Below are 20,213 nucleotides of genomic sequence, written 5' to 3' on the forward strand. Positions count from 1 at the left end.
CGGGGGCGAAGGGGGCAGGATGACCAGGTTGGCGGCACTGAGTGCCGCCAATAGGCCCAATGGCCGACCCCGAGTGCACTCTCCTGAGCCAAATGGGGGATGGTAGAGACAGTCAGGGCACCTCGAAGAAGAGGCACTACGTCGGTGAGGGATGACGTGAGCGAGAAACGCGACAACGCGGTAGTACTGCGGTACGGCGACGGCGAGTACACCTACCCGGTGATCGACAGCACCGTCGGCGACATGGGCTTCGATATCGGGAAGCTCCGTTCTCAGACCGGTCTGGTGACCCTGGACAGTGGCTACGGCAATACCGCCGCCTACAAGTCCGCGATCACCTACCTCGACGGCGAGCAGGGCATCCTGCGCTACCGCGGCTACCCCATCGAGCAGCTGGCCGAGCGGTCCAGTTTTGTCGAGGTGGCGTATCTGCTGATCAACGGCGAGCTGCCGACGGTCGACGAGCAGGCTTCGTTCAAGAACGAGATCACTCAGCACACCCTGCTGCACGAGGACGTCAAGCGGTTCTACGACGGCTTCCCCCGTGACGCCCACCCGATGGCGATGCTGTCCTCCGTGGTCAGCGCGCTGTCCACGTTCTACCAGGACAGCCACAACCCGTTCGACGAGAAGCAGCGTCACCTCTCCACGATCCGGCTGCTCGCCAAGCTGCCGACGATCGCGGCGTACGCCTACAAGAAGTCGATCGGCCACCCCTTCGTCTACCCGCGCAACGATCTCGGCTATGTCGAGAACTTCCTGCGGATGACGTTCTCCGTGCCGGCGCAGGAGTACGAGCCCGACCCGGTCGTGGTCGCCGCGCTCGACAAGCTGCTGATCCTGCACGCGGACCACGAGCAGAACTGTTCGACGTCCACCGTGCGTCTCGTCGGATCCTCGCAGGCGAACATGTTCGCCTCGATCTCCGCCGGTATCAGCGCGCTGTGGGGCCCGCTGCACGGTGGCGCCAACCAGTCGGTGCTGGAGATGCTCGAAGGCATCCAGGCGTCCGGCGGCGACGTGGACACCTTCATCCGCAAGGTGAAGAACAAGGAAGACGGCGTGAAGCTCATGGGCTTCGGGCACCGCGTCTACAAGAACTTCGACCCGCGGGCGAAGATCATCAAGGCGGCGGCGCACGATGTCCTCTCGGCGCTCGGCAAGTCCGACGAGCTGCTCGACATCGCGCTCAAGCTCGAAGAGCACGCGCTGGCCGACGACTACTTCGTCGAGCGCAAGCTCTACCCGAACGTGGACTTCTACACGGGTCTGATCTACCGGGCCATGGGCTTCCCGACCGAGATGTTCACCGTGCTGTTCGCGCTCGGCCGGCTGCCCGGCTGGATCGCGCAGTGGCACGAGATGATCAAGGAGCCCGGCTCCCGCATCGGCCGCCCGCGCCAGATCTACACGGGTGAGGTCCTGCGCGACTTCGTCCCGGTCGAGTCCCGCTGACGCCTGCGTCCAGCGCTCGCTTTCAACGAAAAGCGCCCCGCCGCCGATCCCCCCACGGGTCGACGAACGGGGCGCTTTCCATATCCCCGGAGCGGATTCCCCCCACGGGATCCGGCCGGGCGTCTCTGCCGTAACCAGCAGAAGCTTCTCGCGACGCTCTGACCGGGGTACGTACGGGAGGGCCGCTCAAAGCTCCCCGGTGCACGTGCCCCGGCCAATCGCTTGTCCGGGATGTCCCCCAAGACACCCCATGACATGCCGTCGAACGTCCCCCAAGACGTTCTCTGGCATCGTCCTCTTAGACACGCGAGCTGCCCGGATGGTTACCCCTTAATCTATGTGATCTAGGTCTCGTTGTGAAGGTCCTGTGGCTCATGTGAAGGAGGCCGGGTGCAAAGAATTGGTAAGACCGGCTCCTGAGACGCGAGCGGCGCCTCAGATCTGCCCGGCCAGCTCGTATCCCGCCTCGTCGACGGCGGCGCGTACGGCGGCGTCCTCCAGGGGGGTCCGGGATACCACGGTCACCTGTCCGGTGGTGGCCGCGGCCTGGACGGAGGTGACGCCCTCGATCTCGGAGATCTCGCCGGCGACCGCTCCCTCGCAGTGGCCGCATGTCATTCCGGTGACCTGGTAGACCGTGGTGACCTGTCCGGCCTGATCAGCCTGGGTCTTCGTCTCGGCGGTCATGACGCTCTCCTTTTCGGGGGGCTGTGGCGCTGGGGGCCAGGGTCGGCGGGGCATCCCGGTCGTGACCAGGTTCCCGTTCTCCCCCCGACTGTACCCCTGTACCCCTAGGGGGTATCAAAAGGAGTGGGCGCGGGTTTCGCGCGGGTCAGCTGGGCGACGCCTGTTTGCCGATGTGGTCGGGGGCGCACGCGGCCTCTCCGGCGAACGGTTGCAGATAGCGGAAGATGACCGTCTTCAGCTCCGCGGTGTACGCGTCCCGCTCCTCGGGTTCCCGGGACAGGATCAGATCCAGACCGGCCTTGAACATGGCGAAGGTGGTGGTCGCGATGCGGGTGAGATCGGCCTTCGGTGCGTCGGGGAGGTAGCCGCCCAGGATCTCCTCGACCCGGGTGAGCATGGAGGAGTGCAGGGCGTCGTGCTCCTGGACGACCTGGCCGGGGATCTCCGAGCCGTGCATCAGGACGGCGAACGCCGGATTCTCGCGGTTGAACTGGATCAGCGGGTCGAGGACGGCGTCCAGCAGCTGGTCCAGTGGCAGGCCGAGGTGGGCCGGCAGGAACGCCTGACCGTAGGTCTCGCGCCAGCGGCGCAGGAGCTGGTCGCCCAGTTCGACGGCGATCGCTTCCTTGTTGGGGAAGAACTGGTAGAGCGTGCCGGGGGAGACGCCGGCCTCGCGGGCGATGGAATTGGTGCTCGCGGCGGTGTAGCCGGTGGTGCAGAAGACGTGAGCCGCCGCTTCGAGAAGCTGGGCGATGCGGCGCTCGCCCCGGGCCTGTCGCCGGCGCGGCTTTCCCGCCCCGGCCTCGCCGCTGTCGCTGTTCGCCTCCGGCATATGAATCCCCGGCTTTCCTGGATCGGTTGACAAACACGAGTGATCGCTCGCATTCTTGACTAATGCGAGCGATGGCTCGTGTTTTCACTCTATGGCAATGGCCGACCCGTGCCACGGGTCACGGTGAAGGGGACACCGCACCATGTCCGAAGTCAACACGGAACCGCGTCTCGGGGGATGGACCCGGTTCGTCACCGCCCGCCCGCGGCTCTCTCTCCTGGTCGCCCTCGTGATCACAGCTCTGGCCGTGGTCGCCGGGAGCGGGGTCGCCGACCGGATGGGCAGCGGGGGCTGGCAGGACCCCGACGCCGAGTCGACGTACGCCACCAGGGCGCTGGAGCGGGAGTTTCCCGCCTCGCAGCCGAATCTGCTGCTGCTCGTCGACAGCGGGGACCGGAGCGTGGACGACCCCGCTGTCGCCGCCGAGGCCGAGCGGCTCACCGAGCGGCTCGCGTCCGAGAAGGGCATCACCGGGGTCGGGTCGTACTGGCGGACGGGGGCGGCCGCCTTGCGCGCCGAGGACGGGCGGCAAGCGCTGATCGCGGCGAGGATCGAAGGCGACGAGAAGACCGCCGCCGCTGTCCTGGACCGCGTGGCCCCCGAATTCCGCGGGGAGCAAGGACCTCTGCGGGTCTCTCTCGGTGGACCCGTCGCCGTGCAGCACGAGATGCAGGACCTCATCCAGGAGGATCTGCTGCGGGCCGAGTTGATCGCCCTGCCCGTGACGCTGGTCCTGCTGGTGATGGTCTTCGGCAGCGCGGTTGCCGCACTGCTGCCGCTCGGACTCGGCATCGTCGCCATCCTGGGGACGAACGCCGTGCTGCGCGCCATCACCGAGTTCACCGATGTCTCGGTCTTCGCACAGAACCTCACGACGGCCCTCGGGCTCGGACTCGCCGTCGACTACGCCCTGTTCGTCGTCCGCAGGTTCCGCGAGGAGCTGGCCGAAGGGGCCGAGGTGCGGGACGCCGTGGGCATCACGCTGCGCACGGCCGGACGGACGGTGCTGTTCTCCGCACTGACCGTGGCGGTGTCGCTGGCCGCCATGCTGGTCTTCCCGCAGTACTTCCTTCGTTCCTTCGCCTATGCGGGGATCGCGGTGGTGCTGCTGGCCGCGGCCGCCGCGCTGATTCTGCTGCCCGCCGCGCTGATGCTGCTGGGCCACCGGGTCAATGCCCTGGATCTGCGGCGGCTGCTGCGCCGGGACCGGCGGAGCCGGCGCACCGGGAGTGCTCCGCCCGTGCCGGGAGCGGCCGCGGAGCCGGGGGCCGGTTGGGGGCGGGTGGCGGCGCTCGTGATGCGCCGGGCCCCGCTCTTCGCCTTCGCCACCACGGCCGGACTGGTGCTGCTCGGACTGCCGTTCCTCGGCGTGAAGTTCGGTACCGCCGACTACCGTCAGCTGCCGTCGAGCGCCGAGTCCCGGGTGGTCCAGCAGGAGATACGGGACGGCTTCCCCGGCGGACCCGGCGGCGGCCTGGTGGTGCTCGCCGAAGGCGCGGCCACACCCACCGAGTACGCCGATTTCCGCAGCCGGATATCCGGGCTGCCGGGTGTGCTGCGGGTCGAGGGGCCGGTCACCTCCGGCGCGCACGCGTACTTCACGGTACTGGCCCGGGGGGAGGCGGTGGGGGAGGACTCCCAGCGGCTCGTGCGGGAACTCCGCGCCGAGCCGGCCGCGTTCGATGCTTCCGTCACCGGAAGCGCCGCCATCCTGGTCGACTCCAAGGACGCCATAGCCGACCGGCTGCCCTGGGCGGCGGGGATCGTCGCGGTGGTGACCCTGCTCCTGGTCTTCCTGCTCACCGGCAGCGTGCTGATACCGATCCAGGCTGTCGTGCTCAACGCGCTGAGCCTCACGGCGATGTTCGGCGCGGTGGTGTGGGTCTTCCAGGACGGCCACCTCTCCGGGCTGCTCGGCTTCACCTCCACCGGGGACATCGAGACGACGCTGCCGGTCCTGATGTTCTGTGTCGCCTTCGGGCTCTCCATGGACTACGGAGCCTTTCTGCTCTCCCGTATCAAGGAGGAGTACGACCGTGGCGGGGACCACGGGCGGGCGGTGGCGTTCGGGCTCCGGCGTACGGGCGGCCTGATCACCGCGGCCGCCGTCATCCTCGCCGTGGTCATGGTGGGCATCGGCACCTCGCGGGTGACCAACACCAAGATGCTGGGTCTCGGTATCGCGCTCGCCGTGGTCATGGACGCGATGGTGGTGCGCAGCCTGCTGGTCCCCGCGGTGATGAAGCTGACCGGTAAGGCGACCTGGTGGGCCCCGGCCCCGCTGCGCCGCTTCCACGACCGGTTCGGCCTCAGCGAGGGCGGTCCGCCGCCGGCCGTCGAGGACCTCCCGGCACCGGCCGGGCGGGACCGCGACCCGGCGGGCGTCTGACGGCCGGGAAGCGGGGCGGGGTCCCGTACCGGATCGGTACGGGACCCCGCCGCCGGGCCCCTCATCAGCCTCCGGTCCCGCCGGTGCCGGTCAGTTCCGGGTGCCTCTGTTGCCGGGGCGGTTGGCCACCCAGGCGCGGACGGTGTCCGCGTACCAGTAGGGCTTGCCGTTCTCGACATGGTCGGGCGGTGGAAGCAGTCCGTGCTTGCGGTAGGAGCGGACGGTGTCCGGCTGCACCCTGATGTGCGCCGCGATCTCCTTGTAGGACCAGAGCTTTTTGTCCGTCATCAGTAGTACCTCCCCGCATGTGCCGCAGAGGCGGCCTGTGGGCCGTCGAGGGAGCTGCGGCATGTGCTGGCGATCACTCAGCCTGTGCCCAATGAGCGACGCAGAGTGATGAAGGGGGCCGGGTTGTCGCCTCCCCGTGACGGAAGACCCGCGTAATGGAGATATGTGTGACGGTAAGGGGATGCTTGTGACACGCACGGCACATATGGCGCCTTGGCCGTGAGTGCGCAGAGAGTCCACAAGTTCGATGTTTTGAGGCCGGATAGGGGATCTTCCGAGGCCGCGGGTGGACGTGATGAACGCTTCAGGCGCCGCAGCTCCGCAGGAAGCGGCGGGTGCGGGCGGCGATCGGGAAGGGCTTGTCGGGCGGGCACGGATACATGTCCTGTTCGACGATGGCGAAGAGATCGACATCCAGCCGCTGTGCCGCCGCCAGGACCGGCTCCAGGGCGGGGATCCCGGCCGGTGGTTCGCACATCACGCCTCGACCGACGGCCGGTCCGAACGGCACCTCGTCCGCGACGACTTCGGCGAGGATCTCCGGGTCCACCTGCTTGAGATGGAGATAGCCGATCCGTTCGCCGTAGGTCTCGATCAGCTTGACGCTGTCGCCGCCGCAGTAGGCGTAGTGCCCGGTGTCCAGGCAGAGCGAGACCAGTGAGGGATCGGTGGCGTCGAGGAAGCGGCTGACGTTCTCCTCGCTGTCGATATGGGTGTCGGCGTGCGGGTGCACGACGATCCGCAGCCCGTAGCGGTCCTGGACCTCGCGGCCGAGGCGTTCGGTCTGGGTGGTCAGATCGCGCCACTGCGCCGCGGTGAGGGTGCGGTCCTCCAGGACCTCACCGGTCTTGTCGTCGCGCCAGAAGGAGGGAATGACGACCAGATGGTCCGCGCCCATCGCCCGGGTGAGCGCCGCGATGTCCGCGACATGCGCCCAGGTCTTCTCCCAGACGGCGGGGCCGTGGTGCAGCCCCGTGAAGACGGTGCCGGCCGAGACCTTCAGGCCGCGCCGGGCCGTCTCCTCGCCCAGCCGGGCGGGGTCGGCCGGGAGGTAGCCGTAGGGGCCGAGTTCGATCCACTCGTAGCCGGCCTCGGCCACCTCGTCGAGGAAGCGCTGCCAGGGGACCTGTCGGGGGTCGTCGGGAAACCACACCCCCCAGGAGTCGGGGGCCGACCCGACCCGGATGCGGTTCAGTGAGGGTACGGAGGAGGTCATACGTTCCAGCCTTCCGGCCGCGCGGAAAGAGTGTCAAGCCTTCGTCCGAATGTAAGGACAAAGCGTTGACCGGGCTTCGGAGGGGGCATGAGGAGTGGGTGAGGGCCGGGGGCCGCCGTCGAACCGAAGGGACACGTATGCCTGCGCCGTACGACGTGATCACCATGGGCCGGATCGGGGTGGACCTCTATCCGCTGCGCAGCGGTGTCCCGCTGGCGCAGGCCGACACCTTCGGGAAGTTCCTCGGCGGATCCGCCACCAATGTCGCCGTCGCGGCGGCGAGGCTGGGCCGCCGCGCCGCGGTCATCACCCGCACGGGCCAGGATCCCTTCGGGGACTATCTCCACCAGGCCCTGCGCGCCTTCGAGGTCGACGACCGCTGGGTGACTGCGGTCGGGAGGTATCCGACCCCGGTCACTTTCTGCGAGATCTTCCCGCCGGACAGCTTCCCGCTCTACTTCTACCGGCAGCCCAAGGCCCCCGATCTGGAGATTCACCCCCACGAACTGGATCTGGACGCGATCCGGTCCGCACGGATCTTCTGGATGACCGGTACGGGCCTGTGCGCGGAGCCCAGCCGTTCGGCCACGCTGACCGCGCTGGAGGCGCGCGCCCGCTCCGGCGTCACCGTCTTCGACCTCGACTGGCGGCCGATGTTCTGGCCTACGCCCGCCGAGGACCCGGACGCCGAGGACCGGCCCGCCGACGCTCCGTCCTCCGGGAGACTGTCCGCCGGAAAACGGTCCGCCGGGGGCCGGAGCGCGGAAGCCGACCCGCGCGAGCTGTACGCGCGGGCCCTGCGCCTGGCCACCGTCGCCGTCGGCAACCTTGAGGAGTGCGAGGTCGCCGTCGGAGAGCGTGAACCCCGGGCCGCCGCCGAGGCACTGCTCGCCGCCGGTGCCGAACTGGCCGTCGTCAAACAGGGACCCAAAGGCGTACTCGCGGTCCATCGCGACGGCACCCGCGCCGAGGTGCCGGCCGTTCCCGTGGACGTCGTCAACGGACTCGGCGCCGGGGACGCGTTCGGTGGCGCTCTCTGTCATGGGCTGCTCGCCGGCTGGGAGCTGGAGCGCGTCATGCGCTACGCCAACGCGGCCGGCGCCATCGTCGCCGGCCGCCTCGCCTGCTCCTCCGCGATGCCGTACGACGGCGAGGTCGCCCGAGTCCTCGCCGGAGGCCCGGTCCCCGTGCGGGATCCCGTGCCGTCCTCGGACGTCCTCTCGTGACCCGCGTCGACGTGGCCGAGCTGGTCCGGCTGCGCACCCGCCACCCCGAAGCGATCGCCGAGGCCGCGGCCCGGCGCGTCCGGCGGCCCCTGCTGCGCTCCACCGGCCGGCTGATGATCATCGCTGCTGACCATCCCGCCCGCGGCGCCCTCGCCGTCGGGGACCACCGCCTCGCCATGGCCAACCGTCTCGACCTGCTGGAGCGGCTCTGCCTGGCCCTGTCGCGCCCCGGCGTGGACGGTGTCCTCGCCAGCGCCGACATCCTGGACGACCTGCTGTTGCTCGGGGCCCTGGAAGACCGTGTCGTCGTCGGCTCGATGAACCGCGGTGGCCTGGCCGGAGCCGCCTTCGAGCTGGACGACCGCTTCACCGGACACCGCCCCGAGGATCTCGCCCGGCTCGGCTTCGACGCGGGCAAGCTGCTGCTCCGCATCGATTACGAGGACCCGGGCTCCCTCGACACCCTCCACTCCGCCGCCCGCGTCATCGACGCCATGGCCGAGCGCCGGCTCCCGGTCTTCGTCGAACCGTTCATCTGCCGCCGCGAGGGGGGACGGCTCCGTACCGATCTCAGCGCCGAGGCCGTGATCCGCTCGATCGCCATCGCGTCGGGGCTGGCCGGTACCTCGGCGTACACCTGGCTGAAGGTTCCCGTCACCCAGGACCCCGACGATATGGCCAGGGTCATGGAGAGCTCGACCCTCCCGGCCGTCCTGCTGGGCGGTGAGACCGGAGGGGATCAGGAGGGCGCGTACGAGAAATGGCGCACGGCGCTGCAACTGCCCACCGTCCGCGGTCTGGTGGTGGGCCGCTCGCTGCTCTATCCGGTCGACGGGAACGTGGCAGGCGCCGTCGATACCGCCGTACAGCTGCTCCAGGGGGTACGGAGACATCATGACGACCGACCATGAGCCGTACGAACGGTACGTACCGGCGGGCAGCACGGCGAGCGGACCGTATGCACTCGACATCGACCCCCAGCGGGCCGGCTGGTCCCACTCCGGCCTGCGCGTCCTGGAACTGCCACCTGGCGGCAGCCACGAGCTGGCCACCGGGGACAGCGAGTGGATCGTGCTTCCGCTCACCGGCGGTTGTACGGTGCACACGCAAGGCGAGTTCTATGAACTGCGCGGCAGGGAAAGCGTGTTCAGCGGAGTCACGGACTTCGTGTACCTACCGCGCGACGCCCGTGCACAGATCGCCTCCGGCGCGGGAGGCCGCTTCGCCCTGGCAGGAGCGAAGTGCGAGCGACGACTCCCCGCTCGCTACGGTCCCGCGCCGGAGGTTCCGGTCGAGCTGCGCGGCGCGGGCGGCTGTTCCCGCCAGGTCAACAACTTCGCCGCGGCCGGAGTCTTCGTATGCGACCGCCTCATCGCCGTCGAGGTACTCACCCCCGGCGGCAACTGGTCGTCGTACCCGCCGCACAAACACGACGAGTACCACCCGGGCGCCGAGTCCGAGCTGGAAGAGATCTACTACTTCGAGATCGACGGCGACGGGCTCGGCTACCACCGGGTCTCGCCCTCCCGCCCGGGCGGTACGGACGTCCTCGCCGAGGTCCGTACGGGTGACACCGTCCTCATCCCCGACGGCTGGCACGGCCCGTCCATCGCCGCGCCGGGACGCGACATGTACTACCTCAACGTGATGGCGGGACCCGGTGAGTCCCGGGAGTGGCTGATCCGCGACCACCCCGACCACAGCTGGATCCGGGACACCTGGCGGGAGGAGGCCGTCGATCCGCGCCTGCCGCTGTACCGAGCAGAGGAGGGGCCCCGATGAGCAGGGACATCAACACGACCAGGACCGCTGCGGCCACCGCAGCGGCCGGGACGGGTGCCTCGAACGAGCGCACGCGCCGCCTGACCGTCGCCCAGGCACTGATCACCTTCCTGTCCCGCCAGTACACCGAGCGGGACGGCCGCAGGCAGCGGCTGATCAACGCCACCTGGGGCATCTTCGGCCACGGCAACGTGGCGGGTATCGGCCAGGCCCTTGTCGAGTCCGGCGAGGAGATGAGGTACTTGCAGGGGCGCAACGAACAGGCGATGGTCCATGCGGCCGTCGGTTACGCCCGGCAGAGCAACCGCCTCTCCGCCCATGCCGTGACCACGTCCATCGGCCCCGGCGCCACCAACCTCGTCACCGGCGCGGCCCTCGCCACCATCAACCGCCTCCCCGTGCTGCTGCTCCCCGGTGACACCTTTGCCACCCGTCCCGCCGACCCGGTCCTCCAACAGCTCGAACTCCCCACCGCGGGTGACGTGTCCGTCAACGACACCCTGCGGCCCGTCTCGAAGTACTTCGACCGCATCACCCGCCCCGAGGCGCTGATCCCGGCCGCGCTCGCCGCCATGCGGGTGCTCAGCGACCCTGCCGAGACCGGAGCCGTCACCCTCGCGCTGCCGCAGGACGTGCAGGCGGAGGCGTACGAGTGGCCGGAGGAGTTCTTCGCCGAGCGCGTGTGGCGCGTCCGCCGGCAGGCGCCCGATCCGTCCGAACTCGCCGAGGCCGTCAGGCTGGTACGGGAAGCGGGCCGCCCTCTGCTCGTCGCGGGCGGCGGTGTCCACCACAGCGCGGCCGAGGAAGCGCTGGCGGCGTTCGCCGACGCGACCGGCATCCCGGTCGCCTCCACCCAGGCGGGCAAGGGCTCACTGCGCCACGACCACCCCTGCGATGTCGGCGGCGTCGGTCACACCGGTACCGCCACCGCCGACGAACTGGCCAGGACCGCCGATCTGGTGATCGGCGTCGGCACCCGCTGGTCGGACTTCTCCACCGCCTCCGCGACACTCTTCACGAACCCCGCCGTCCGCTTCCTCAATATCAATATCACCGGTTTCGACGCCCACAAGCTCGCCGCCCAGCCCCTGGTGGCGGACGCCCGTACGGCACTGGAGGCGCTGGCCACCGGCGTCGGCGACCATCGCGTCGCACCCGCCTACGCGACCGAGTTCAGTGACGACAAGGAGCGCTGGGAAGACCGGGTGGAGGCCGCCTTCACCACCGAGGAGGAGCTCTACCACCCCACCCAGGCGCAGGTCCTCGGGGTGCTCGACGCCCTCGTCACCGACGAGGACATCGTCATCAACGCGGCCGGATCGCTCCCCGGCGAACTGCACAAGCTGTGGCGCACCCGCTCCCGGGACCAGTACCACGTCGAGTACGGCTACTCCTGCATGGGTTACGAGATCCCCGCGGCCATCGGCGTCCAGCTCGCGGCCCCCGGCCGGCCCGTCTGGGCGCTGGTCGGGGACGGCACCTACCTGATGAACCCCACCGAGATCGTCACGGCGGTCCAGGAGCGGCTGCCCCTGAAGCTCGTCATCCTGCAGAACCACGGCTACGCCTCCATCGGCGGGCTCTCCGCGTCGGTCGGCGCGGAGGGGTTCGGTACCGCGTACCGTTTCCGCGCCCCTGACGGCACGTACACGGGCGCCCCGCTGCCCGTCGACCTCGCCGCCAACGCGGCCTCCCTCGGAATGCGGGTGATCCGGGCCAGGACCATCCGTGACCTGTACGAAGCCTTCGCCGAGGCGCGAGCGGCGGATGCCCCGACATGTGTCTACGTGGAGACCGAAACGGCGGACACCATGTCCGGTGTGCCCCCGGCCCAGGCATGGTGGGATGTGCCCGTGGCCGAGGCCGCGACCCGTACGCCCGCGGTCAGAGCCCGCGAGGAGTACGACCGGCACGTGGCAGCCCGCCGCCGTCATCTGTGAGGGAGTACGCATGAAGAACGTCAACCACTGGATCGGTGGCAAGACCGTCGAGGGCGCGTCGGGCGACTGGGGCCCCGTCACCGACCCGGCGACCGGGACCGTCACCACCCGGGTCGCGCTGGCGTCCGTCGAGGAGGTGGACACGGCGGTCGCCGCCGCGAAGGCCGCGTACGCCACCTGGGGGACCTCGTCCCTGGCTCAGCGCACCGGCATTCTCTTCCGCTACCGCGCGCTGCTCGACGCGCACCGCGACGAGATCGCCGCGCTGATCACCGCCGAGCACGGCAAGGTGCACTCGGACGCGCTCGGTGAGGTCGCGCGCGGTCTGGAGATCGTCGAGCTGGCCTGCGGGATCACCACGCAGCTCAAGGGAGAGCTGTCCACCCAGGTCTCCAGCCGGGTCGACGTCTCCTCCATCCGCCAGTCACTGGGCGTCGTCGCGGGCATCACGCCCTTCAACTTCCCCGCGATGGTGCCGATGTGGATGTTCCCGCTGGCGATCGCCTGCGGGAACACCTTCGTCCTCAAGCCCAGTGAGAAGGATCCCTCGGCCGCCAACTTCCTGGCGGAGCTGGCTGCGGAGGCCGGCCTGCCCGACGGCGTGCTGAACGTCGTGCACGGCGACAAGGTCGCGGTGGACGCCCTGCTGGCGCATCCGGACGTGGTGGCGGTCTCCTTCGTCGGCTCCACCCCGATCGCCCGCTACATCCACACGACGGCCTCCGCCAACGGCAAGCGCGTCCAGGCACTCGGCGGCGCCAAGAACCACATGCTGGTGCTGCCCGACGCGGACCTGGACGCCGCCGCGGACGCGGCCGTCTCGGCGGCGTACGGCTCCGCCGGTGAGCGGTGCATGGCGATCTCGGCGGTCGTGGCGGTCGGCGCGATCGGCGACGAACTCGTCGCCAGGATCCGCGAGCGCGCCGAGAAGATCAAGATCGGCCCCGGCGCCGACCCGCTCTCCGAGATGGGCCCGCTGATCACCAAGGCACACCGCGACAAGGTCGCCACCTATGTCACGGGCGCGGCGGCCCAGGGAGCGGACGTCGTCCTGGACGGCACCGGCTACACGGTGGACGGCTTCGAGGACGGCCACTGGATCGGCCTGTCCCTGCTCGACAAGGTCTCCACGGACTCCGACGCGTACCGCGACGAGATCTTCGGTCCGGTGCTGTGCGTGCTGCGCACCGAGACGTACGAGGAGGGCGTCGCCCTCATCAACGCCTCGCCGTTCGGCAACGGCACGGCCATCTTCACCCGCGACGGCGGTGCCGCACGCCGCTTCCAACTGGAGGTCGAGGCCGGCATGGTCGGCGTGAACGTGCCGATCCCGGTGCCGGTCGGCTACCACTCCTTCGGTGGCTGGAAGGACTCGCTCTTCGGCGACCACCACATCTACGGCAACGACGGCGTGCACTTCTACACGCGCGGCAAAGTGGTCACCACCCGCTGGCCGGACCCGTCGGAAGCTCCGACGGGCGTGGACCTGGGCTTCCCCCGTAACCACTGAGCACCAACTGAGCACTGACCACCACTGACCACTGAGCACCGCTGAAGCCACCGGGCACCACTGACGAGCGCACCTGAGCCGGAAATTTTCGCGTGGCCCGGACGGCGACCATCGCCGCCCGGGCCACGGCCTTTCACAGGAAGGCGTCGAGCTGAATCACCGGTACGCGTGTCCAGCGGTGTCGCGGCCTCGTTGACCCGGGCGCGGTCTTCTGACTCGCGCTCGCTCAACAGGTGCTGGATACGACTGATCCGGCCCGGTGCCCTGTCCTGCCGTGGAATCGCTGGTCTCCTCGGTCCCTGGCCTGTGCCGGCCCTCGATCGGAAGCAGGAGGACAGGCATGTGCGGCATCACCGGGTGGGTCTCGTTCGACCGTGAACTCCGCTCCGCGTCCGAAACGCTGGACGCGATGACGGAGACCATGTCCTGCCGGGGCCCGGACGACCGGGGTACCTGGCTCAGTGGCCCCGCGGGCCTCGGGCACCGACGGCTCGCGATCATCGACCTGCCCGGCGGGCGGCAGCCGATGACCCTCGACACCCCACGCGGCACCCTCGCGCTCGTCTACTCGGGGGAGACGTACAACTTCACCGAGCTCCGCCGGGAGCTGACCGGCCGGGGCCACCGGTTCACCACCGAGTCCGACACGGAGGTCGTCCTGCACGGCTATCTCGAATGGGGCGAGGCCGTGGCCGAACGCCTCAACGGGATGTACGCCTTCGCGATCTGGGACGGCCGGCAGCAGAAGCTCGTCATGATCCGCGACCGGATGGGCATCAAGCCCTTCTACTACTACCCGACCGTGGACGGCGTGCTGTTCGGCTCCGAGCCCAAGGCGATCCTCGCCAACCCGCTCGCCCGCGCCCGCGTCGCCCTGGACGGGCTGCGCGAACTGTTCGCCTTCGTCAAGACGCCCGGCCACGCCGTGTGGGACGGCATGCACGAGGTCGAGCCCGGCACCGTGGTGACCGTGGACCGGGGCGGCCTCCGCCGGCACGTCTACTGGTCCCTGGAGACCCGCCCGCACACCGACGACCAGGCCACCACGGTGGCGAAGGTGCGCACGCTCCTCGACGACATCGTCCGGCGCCAGCTCGTCGCCGACGTGCCGCGCTGCACCCTCCTCTCGGGCGGCCTCGACTCCTCCGCCATGACGGCGCTGGCCGCGCGGCAGCTGGCCGGGAGCGGCGAGAAGGTGCGCAGCTTCTCCGTCGACTTCGTCGGCCGGACCGAGAATTTCGTCGCCGACGAGCTGCGCACCACCCCGGACGCGCCCTTCGTGCACGACGTCGCGACCGCGTCGGGGACGGAACACGAGGACATCGTGCTCGACTCCTACGCCCTCGCCGACCCCGAGGTGCGGGGCCGGATGATCAGGGCCCGTGACCTTCCCCTGGGCTTCGGCGACATGGACGCCTCGCTGTACCTGCTATTCCGGGCCGTCCGGCAGAAATCGACCGTCGCGCTGTCCGGGGAGTCGGCCGACGAAGTCTTCGGCGGCTACCTCCAGTTCTTCGACGAGGAGGCCAGGCAGGCCGAGATGTATCCGTGGCTGGTGCGCTTCGAGCAGTACTTCGGTGACGACGCCAATGTGCTGCGGTCCGAGGTGAGTACGGCCCTGAGCCTGCCGGGGTTCCTCCGCGACAGCTACGCCACGGCCGTGGCCGGCGTCGAACGCCTGGCCGGGGAGAGCGACTTCGAATACCGGATGCGCAGGATCTGCCACCTGCACCTGACCCGCTTCGTCCGGATGCTGCTGGACCGTAAGGACCGCGCCAGCATGGCGGTGGGCCTGGAGGTCAGGGTCCCCTTCTGCGACCACCGGCTCGTCGAGTACGTCTACAACACCCCCTGGTCCATGAAGTCCTTCGACGGCAGGGAGAAGAGCCTGCTGAGGGAGGCGACGGCCGATGTGCTGCCGCGGTCGGTCTACGACCGGGTGAAGAGCCCCTACCCCTCCACCCAGGACCCCAAGTACGCGATCGCCCTCCAGGAACACGCCAAACAACTGCTCGCCGACCCCTCCCACCGTGTCTTCGACCTGGTCGACCCGGCCCGCGTGCGGCGCGCGGCGGAACGGGACACCCCGCAGATCACCACGGCCTCCCGGCGCGGCCTGGAACGCACCCTCGATCTCGCGCTCTGGCTGGACCTCTACAACCCGGTCATCACCCTGTCCTGACCGGGCCGTTAATCGGTGGAAGGCCGGAACGCGGGGCGGGAAGCTGGACCCATGTCAGAACCGAAGTACCGGATCCGCGCGCTGCACACGGCGTCGACGATCACCCTCTATCAGGCGTACCCGCCGGCCATCGGGCTCGCCGCCGCCCGCGACGGCCGCTTTCCGGACCTCTGGAAGCGGGACCGGATGACCTGGGTCAAGCCGTCGTTCCTGTGGATGATGTACCGCTGCGGCTGGGGAGCGAAGGAAGGCCAGGAGAGCGTGCTGGCCGTGGAGATATCCCGGGAAGGCTTCGACCAGGCACTCCGGCATGCCTGTCCGGCGCAGTACGACCGTGCCCTCTACCCGGACCAGGCCGCCTGGAAGCGCGAGTTGAAGCGCGCCCCCGCCCGGGTGCAGTGGGACCCGGAACGGGATCTGCGTCTGCGGCCCCTGCCGTACCGCTCACTCCAGCTCGGGCTCCGGGGAGAGGCCGCTCGGCGGTACGCGGACGAGTGGACCGTCTCCATCAGGGACGTGACGCCCCTCGCGCACCGGATTCACGCTCTGGTGCGCGGAGGGGACCTGGCAGGCGCCACGCGGCTGCTGCCGGTCGAGACCGGTTACCCGGCGGAGGGCGTGCCATCCGTGAAGTCCCAGGTGAGCATGGCGAACGCGCCGTCGTCCCCGGCCCCGGCCGCACGGTAGGTCGCCAGCGCCGGATCGTTGTCCGTGTCCGCACCGACCCACATGTCGTAACAGCCGCGCTCCCGTGCCACGGCGGCCAGCCCGTCGGTCAGGGCCCGGCCGATACCGCGCCGCCGGTACGGCTCGGCCACCGACAGCTCGTACAAGCACATTTCGACGCCCTTGTCCGGGTGCAGCATCTCGATGCCCGAGACCATCCCGGCCGGTGCCCCGTCGACGTACGCGATCAGCATCAGATGGCCGGGAGCGGCGAGAAAGCGCTCCGCCCACTCGGGGCGGGCCGGGCCGTCGTAGAGATGCTCCGCGGCGGTCAGCTCGGCGACCGTGGTCGCCCGGCGGATCTCCATCTGCTGCCTCCTTGGCGCGGCGGGCGTACCGCGTCCGCTGTACGCCGACGTTACCTCGTACGACCCGAGGAGGCCCCCGAGTTCCGACCGGCGTCAGCGCCGCCCCGCCCAGGCCCCGTTTAGGGTTCAACCATGGAGATCCGAACCCCCCGCCGGTTCCGGCCGCGCGCACGATGGCTCGCGGCCTCGGCCGCCGCCCTGGTGCTCGTCGGAGCCGGCACCTGGACCGCCGTCGCCTCGGACAGCGAGCCCGTCGTACGCCAGAAGGATCAGGTGCTCGACATGCCGGGCGCCCGGATCGACGCCTCGTACTTCACCGCCGGCAACGGGCGCCGGCCGGCCGTACTGATCGGACACGGCTTCGGCGGCGACAAGAACGACGTACGGGCCCAGGCGGAGAAGCTCGCGCGTGACGGGTACGCCGTGCTGACCTGGTCGGCGCGCGGCTTCGGGAAGTCCACCGGTGAGATCGGGATCAACGACCCGGACCACGAGGTCAAGGACGTGTCCCGGCTGATCGACTGGCTGGCCGCGCGGCCCGAGGTACGGCTCGACGCGAAGGGCGATCCGCGCGTGGGCGTCACCGGCGCCTCGTACGGCGGGGCCATCTCGCTGCTCGCGGCCGGATACGACCAGCGGGTCGACGCGATCGCCCCGCAGATCACCTACTGGAATCTCGCCGACGCGCTCTTCCCCAACGGCGTCTTCAAGAAGCTCTGGGCCGGGATCTTCTTCGCCTCCGGCGGCGGCTGCACGAGCTTCGAGAAAGACCTGTGCGAGATGTACCAGCGCGTCGCGGTCTCCGGGAAACCGGACGAGGCCGCCCGTGAACTGCTCGAACAGCGCAGCCCCGTCGCCGTCGGCGACCGGATCGATGTCCCCGCTCTGATCATCCAGGGCCAGTCCGACTCACTCTTCCCGCTCGGCCAGGCCGATGCCATGGCGAAGGCGATCAGCGGCAACGGCGCACCCGTCGACGTCGACTGGATGGCCGGCGGACACGACGGCGGCGACCCGGAGACCAGCCGGGTCGAGAGCCGGATCTCCACCTGGTTCGACCGTTATCTCAAGGACGACAAGGGCGCGGACACCGGGCCCGCGTTCCGGGTCAGCCGTACCGGAGGCGTCGACTCCACCGACGGCCGGTCCCAGCTGCGGGGCGCCGACACCGACCGCTACCCGGGCCTGGCGGCCGGCGCCACCACCATCCCCCTCAGCGGCGGCGGCCAGACCTTCGGCAACCCGGCGGGCGCCACCCCGCCCGCCATCTCCGCCGTACCGGGAGTCGGCGGAGGACTCTCCCAGCTGTCGGCTCTCGGTGTGGGCTTCTCCCTCGACTTCCCCGGGCAGAACGCGCGCTTCGACTCCCGGCCGCTCGACCACTCGCTGCGCATCACCGGCTCACCGACCGTGCGGGTCAAGGTCACCTCCGACAGTGGCGAGGCGGTGCTCTTCGGCAAGGTGTACGACGTCGGGCCGGACGGCCGCCAACAGGTGCTGCCCTCACAGCTCGTCTCGCCCGTACGGGTCGAGGGCGCCCGCCAGGGCAGGACCGTGGAGTTCACGATGCCCGCCGTCGACCATCAGGTGCAGGCCGGGCATCGGCTGCGGGTCGTCCTCGCCGCCACGGACCTCGGTTACGCCTCACCGGCCGCCCCGGCCACCTACCGGGTCGCCCTGGACGGCCCGCTGACCGTGCCCACCGTGCCCGCCCTGACCAGCGGCTCCACCGGACTGCCCTGGTGGACCTGGGGACTTCCGGCCATCGGCGCACTGATCGCGGCCGCGCTGCTGCTCACGGCCCGGCGCCGTACCGCCGCGCCGGCGCCCGACCCGGCGCTCGCCGACGTGCCGCTCCGGATCACCGGTCTGGCGAAGCGCTACGCCAAGTCCGCCGACCGTTACGCGGTCCGAGATCTCTCCTTCCAGGTCGAGAAGGGACAGGTGCTCGGTCTGCTCGGCCCGAACGGCGCCGGCAAGACCACCACCCTGCGCATGCTGATGGGACTGATCAGCCCGGACGCGGGCGAGATCCGGGTCTTCGGGCACGCGATCCGGCCGGGCGCCCCGGTGCTCTCCCGGGTGGGCTCGTTCGTCGAGGGCGCGGGCTTCCTGCCGCATCTGTCGGGACGGGCCAACCTGGAGCTGTACTGGCAGGCCACCGGCCGTCCCGCCGAGGACGCCCACATCGAGGAGGCCCTGGAGATCGCCGGGCTCGGTGACGCTCTCGCCCGGGCCGTACGCACGTACTCGCAGGGCATGCGGCAGCGGCTGGCCATCGCACAGGCGATGCTCGGCATGCCGGACCTGCTGATCCTCGACGAACCGACCAACGGGCTCGACCCGCCGCAGATCCGTGAGATGCGCGACGTGATGATCAGGTACGCGGCCGGCGGCAGGACCGTCATCGTCTCCAGTCACCTCCTTTCCGAGGTCGAACAGTCCTGCACCCATCTGGTCGTCATGCACCGTGGCCGACTCGTGCAGGCCGGTCCGGTCGCGGAGATCACCGGCTCGGGCGACACCCTGCTCGTCACCACCGCCGAGGAGGTGGCGGAGCCCGTCGTCGAGAAGATCGCCGCGCTGGCGGGGGTCGGCTCGGCCGTCCGCACGGAGGGCGGACTGCTCGTGCGGCTGGACGGCGTGAGCACCACCGCCCTGATCACCGAGCTGGTACGGCTGGACGTCCCGCTCACGGGCGTCGGACCGTACCGCCGCCTGGAGGACGCGTTCCTCACCCTGATCGCAGGAGAATCCGCATGAGCGTGCTGACCGAATCGGCCCCGGGCTACCGGGCCCGGCACACCCTGCCGCTGCGGGTCGAGGCGCTGCGGCAGCTGAAGCGCAGGCGGACACTGGCGATGGGGGCCGTGCTGGCTGTCCTTCCCTTCGTGCTGATCGTGGCCTTCGCGATCGGCGGGACCCCGGGTGGTGAAGGGGACGGTGGCGGTGCTGGCCGGCTGAACCTCATGGACACCGCGACCGCCTCCGGCGCCAACTTCGCCGCCACCTGCCTCTTCGTCTCGGCGGGCTTCCTGCTGGTGGTGCCTGTCGCGCTGTTCTGCGGGGACACGGTGGCCTCCGAGGCGAGCTGGTCCTCCCTGCGCTACCTCCTCGCCGCACCGGTGCCACGGGCCCGGCTGCTCTGGAGCAAGCTGGCGGTGGCGCTGGGGATGAGCGCCGCGGCGATGGTGCTGCTGCCGCTGGTCGCGCTGGCGGCGGGCACGGCCGCCTATGGCTGGGGGCCGCTGGAACTGCCCACGGGCGGTTCCCTGGCCGCCGGTGACGCCCTGCCACGGCTGGCTCTGGTCGTCGCGTTCGTCTTCGTCTCCCAACTGGTCACGGCGGGCCTCGCTTTCTGGCTGTCGACCAGGACGGACGCTCCGCTGGGCGCGGTCGGTGGGGCCGTCGGGCTGACGATCATCGGCAATGTGCTGGACGCCGTGACGGCGCTCGGCTCCTGGCGTGACTTCCTGCCCGCGCACTGGCAGTTCGCCTGGGCCGACGCCCTCCAGCCCCAGCTGGAGTGGGGTGGCATGGCGAAGGGCGCGGCGGTCTCGGCGACGTATGCCGTGGTGCTGTTCGCGCTGGCCTTCCGGGGCTTCTCCCGCAAGGACATCGTTTCGTGAGCACGGCTCACGGGCCTCTTCGGTTCCGACCCGGTCCAGGGCC

The 20,213-nt window shown here is 70.2% G+C and carries 16 protein-coding genes; 11 read left to right on the forward strand and 5 right to left on the reverse strand.

The genetic code is table 11. The features are described 5' to 3' along the window. Positions 1-156: 156 nt before the first annotated feature. A complete protein-coding gene (locus ACIBAE_RS05050) occupies positions 157-1,455 on the forward strand; it encodes a citrate synthase (protein ID WP_399282404.1) in 1,299 nt (432 codons plus the stop codon). A gap of 435 nt (positions 1,456-1,890) precedes the next feature. On the opposite strand, the gene ACIBAE_RS05055 is transcribed toward ACIBAE_RS05050, so the two are convergent. Continuing rightward, positions 1,891-2,142: a heavy-metal-associated domain-containing protein gene (locus tag ACIBAE_RS05055; RefSeq protein ID WP_399282405.1), complete on the reverse strand. Its 252-nt coding sequence runs from the start codon at positions 2,140-2,142 to the stop codon at positions 1,891-1,893. Positions 2,143-2,287: 145 nt separating this feature from the next. Continuing rightward, positions 2,288-2,974, reverse strand: a complete 687-nt coding sequence (locus tag ACIBAE_RS05060) for a TetR family transcriptional regulator (protein WP_399282406.1) — start codon at positions 2,972-2,974, stop codon at positions 2,288-2,290. Between the two features lie 142 nt (positions 2,975-3,116). On the opposite strand from ACIBAE_RS05060, the gene ACIBAE_RS05065 reads away from it, so the two are divergent. Continuing rightward, positions 3,117-5,363 (forward strand): MMPL family transporter, encoded by a 2,247-nt coding sequence (locus ACIBAE_RS05065; RefSeq protein ID WP_399282407.1) that lies wholly within the window; start codon positions 3,117-3,119, stop codon positions 5,361-5,363. 90 nt (positions 5,364-5,453) lie between these two features. Here ACIBAE_RS05065 and ACIBAE_RS05070 read toward each other — a convergent pair whose 3' ends face one another. Continuing rightward, positions 5,454-5,651: a helix-turn-helix transcriptional regulator gene (locus tag ACIBAE_RS05070; RefSeq protein ID WP_399282408.1), complete on the reverse strand. Its 198-nt coding sequence runs from the start codon at positions 5,649-5,651 to the stop codon at positions 5,454-5,456. A gap of 304 nt (positions 5,652-5,955) precedes the next feature. Then, the gene (locus tag ACIBAE_RS05075; protein ID WP_399282409.1) at positions 5,956-6,867 is read right to left on the reverse strand and encodes a sugar phosphate isomerase/epimerase family protein; all 912 of its coding nucleotides are present in this window, start codon (positions 6,865-6,867) and stop codon (positions 5,956-5,958) included. Positions 6,868-7,004: 137 nt separating this feature from the next. On the opposite strand from ACIBAE_RS05075, the gene iolC reads away from it, so the two are divergent. The 7 genes from iolC to ACIBAE_RS05110 all read left to right on the forward strand — a co-directional run bounded on the left by iolC (position 7,005) and on the right by ACIBAE_RS05110 (position 16,194). Then, positions 7,005-8,093, forward strand: a complete 1,089-nt coding sequence (iolC, locus tag ACIBAE_RS05080; protein ID WP_399282410.1) for a 5-dehydro-2-deoxygluconokinase — start codon at positions 7,005-7,007, stop codon at positions 8,091-8,093. Next, positions 8,090-9,004, forward strand: coding sequence for a deoxyribose-phosphate aldolase (locus ACIBAE_RS05085; RefSeq protein WP_399282411.1), 915 nt, complete (start codon positions 8,090-8,092; stop codon positions 9,002-9,004). The genes iolC and ACIBAE_RS05085 overlap by 4 nt, the downstream gene beginning before the upstream one ends. Further along, complete coding sequence (iolB, locus tag ACIBAE_RS05090) at positions 8,988-9,875, forward strand: 5-deoxy-glucuronate isomerase (RefSeq protein WP_399282412.1); 888 nt, start codon at positions 8,988-8,990, stop codon at positions 9,873-9,875. The genes ACIBAE_RS05085 and iolB overlap by 17 nt, the downstream gene beginning before the upstream one ends. After that, positions 9,872-11,815, forward strand: a complete 1,944-nt coding sequence (iolD, locus tag ACIBAE_RS05095; RefSeq protein WP_399282413.1) for a 3D-(3,5/4)-trihydroxycyclohexane-1,2-dione acylhydrolase (decyclizing) — start codon at positions 9,872-9,874, stop codon at positions 11,813-11,815. Before iolB ends, iolD begins: the two co-directional genes overlap by 4 nt. Positions 11,816-11,825: 10 nt before the next feature. After that, positions 11,826-13,325: a CoA-acylating methylmalonate-semialdehyde dehydrogenase gene (mmsA, locus tag ACIBAE_RS05100; protein ID WP_399282414.1), complete on the forward strand. Its 1,500-nt coding sequence runs from the start codon at positions 11,826-11,828 to the stop codon at positions 13,323-13,325. A gap of 340 nt (positions 13,326-13,665) precedes the next feature. Then, complete coding sequence (gene asnB, locus ACIBAE_RS05105) at positions 13,666-15,507, forward strand: asparagine synthase (glutamine-hydrolyzing) (RefSeq protein WP_399282415.1); 1,842 nt, start codon at positions 13,666-13,668, stop codon at positions 15,505-15,507. A gap of 51 nt (positions 15,508-15,558) precedes the next feature. Beyond that, on the forward strand, positions 15,559-16,194 hold the full coding sequence (locus ACIBAE_RS05110) for a DUF4291 domain-containing protein (protein ID WP_399282416.1): 636 nt from the start codon (positions 15,559-15,561) through the stop codon (positions 16,192-16,194). Here ACIBAE_RS05110 and ACIBAE_RS05115 read toward each other — a convergent pair. Continuing rightward, complete coding sequence (locus ACIBAE_RS05115; protein WP_399282417.1) at positions 16,110-16,541, reverse strand: GNAT family N-acetyltransferase; 432 nt, start codon at positions 16,539-16,541, stop codon at positions 16,110-16,112. The genes ACIBAE_RS05110 and ACIBAE_RS05115 overlap by 85 nt on opposite strands. 132 nt (positions 16,542-16,673) lie before the next feature. Here ACIBAE_RS05115 and ACIBAE_RS05120 point away from each other — a divergent pair, with 132 nt between their 5' ends. After that, on the forward strand, positions 16,674-19,304 hold the full coding sequence (locus tag ACIBAE_RS05120; RefSeq protein ID WP_399282418.1) for an alpha/beta fold hydrolase: 2,631 nt from the start codon (positions 16,674-16,676) through the stop codon (positions 19,302-19,304). Next, positions 19,301-20,170, forward strand: a complete 870-nt coding sequence (locus tag ACIBAE_RS05125; RefSeq protein WP_399282419.1) for an ABC transporter permease — start codon at positions 19,301-19,303, stop codon at positions 20,168-20,170. The genes ACIBAE_RS05120 and ACIBAE_RS05125 overlap by 4 nt, the downstream gene beginning before the upstream one ends. The last annotated feature ends 43 nt before the right edge of the window (positions 20,171-20,213 follow it).

Source organism: Streptomyces sp. NPDC051569 (assembly GCF_044454085.1).
GTDB lineage: Bacteria > Actinomycetota > Actinomycetes > Streptomycetales > Streptomycetaceae > Streptomyces.

What these genes read in the sequence shown, in the direction of transcription:
- ACIBAE_RS05055 (WP_399282405.1), bottom strand. Translation starts at nt 2,142, where the DNA reads ATGACCGCCGAGACGAAGACCCAGGCTGATCAGGCCGGACAGGTCACC.
- ACIBAE_RS05060 (WP_399282406.1), bottom strand. Translation starts at nt 2,974, where the DNA reads ATGCCGGAGGCGAACAGCGACAGCGGCGAGGCCGGGGCGGGAAAGCCG.
- ACIBAE_RS05065 (WP_399282407.1), top strand. Translation starts at nt 3,117, where the DNA reads ATGTCCGAAGTCAACACGGAACCGCGTCTCGGGGGATGGACCCGGTTC.
- ACIBAE_RS05070 (WP_399282408.1), bottom strand. Translation starts at nt 5,651, where the DNA reads ATGACGGACAAAAAGCTCTGGTCCTACAAGGAGATCGCGGCGCACATC.
- ACIBAE_RS05075 (WP_399282409.1), bottom strand. Translation starts at nt 6,867, where the DNA reads ATGACCTCCTCCGTACCCTCACTGAACCGCATCCGGGTCGGGTCGGCC.
- iolC (WP_399282410.1), top strand. Translation starts at nt 7,005, where the DNA reads ATGCCTGCGCCGTACGACGTGATCACCATGGGCCGGATCGGGGTGGAC.
- iolB (WP_399282412.1), top strand. Translation starts at nt 8,988, where the DNA reads ATGACGACCGACCATGAGCCGTACGAACGGTACGTACCGGCGGGCAGC.
- iolD (WP_399282413.1), top strand. Translation starts at nt 9,872, where the DNA reads ATGAGCAGGGACATCAACACGACCAGGACCGCTGCGGCCACCGCAGCG.
- mmsA (WP_399282414.1), top strand. Translation starts at nt 11,826, where the DNA reads ATGAAGAACGTCAACCACTGGATCGGTGGCAAGACCGTCGAGGGCGCG.
- asnB (WP_399282415.1), top strand. Translation starts at nt 13,666, where the DNA reads ATGTGCGGCATCACCGGGTGGGTCTCGTTCGACCGTGAACTCCGCTCC.
- ACIBAE_RS05110 (WP_399282416.1), top strand. Translation starts at nt 15,559, where the DNA reads ATGTCAGAACCGAAGTACCGGATCCGCGCGCTGCACACGGCGTCGACG.
- ACIBAE_RS05115 (WP_399282417.1), bottom strand. Translation starts at nt 16,541, where the DNA reads ATGGAGATCCGCCGGGCGACCACGGTCGCCGAGCTGACCGCCGCGGAG.
- ACIBAE_RS05120 (WP_399282418.1), top strand. Translation starts at nt 16,674, where the DNA reads ATGGAGATCCGAACCCCCCGCCGGTTCCGGCCGCGCGCACGATGGCTC.
- ACIBAE_RS05125 (WP_399282419.1), top strand. Translation starts at nt 19,301, where the DNA reads ATGAGCGTGCTGACCGAATCGGCCCCGGGCTACCGGGCCCGGCACACC.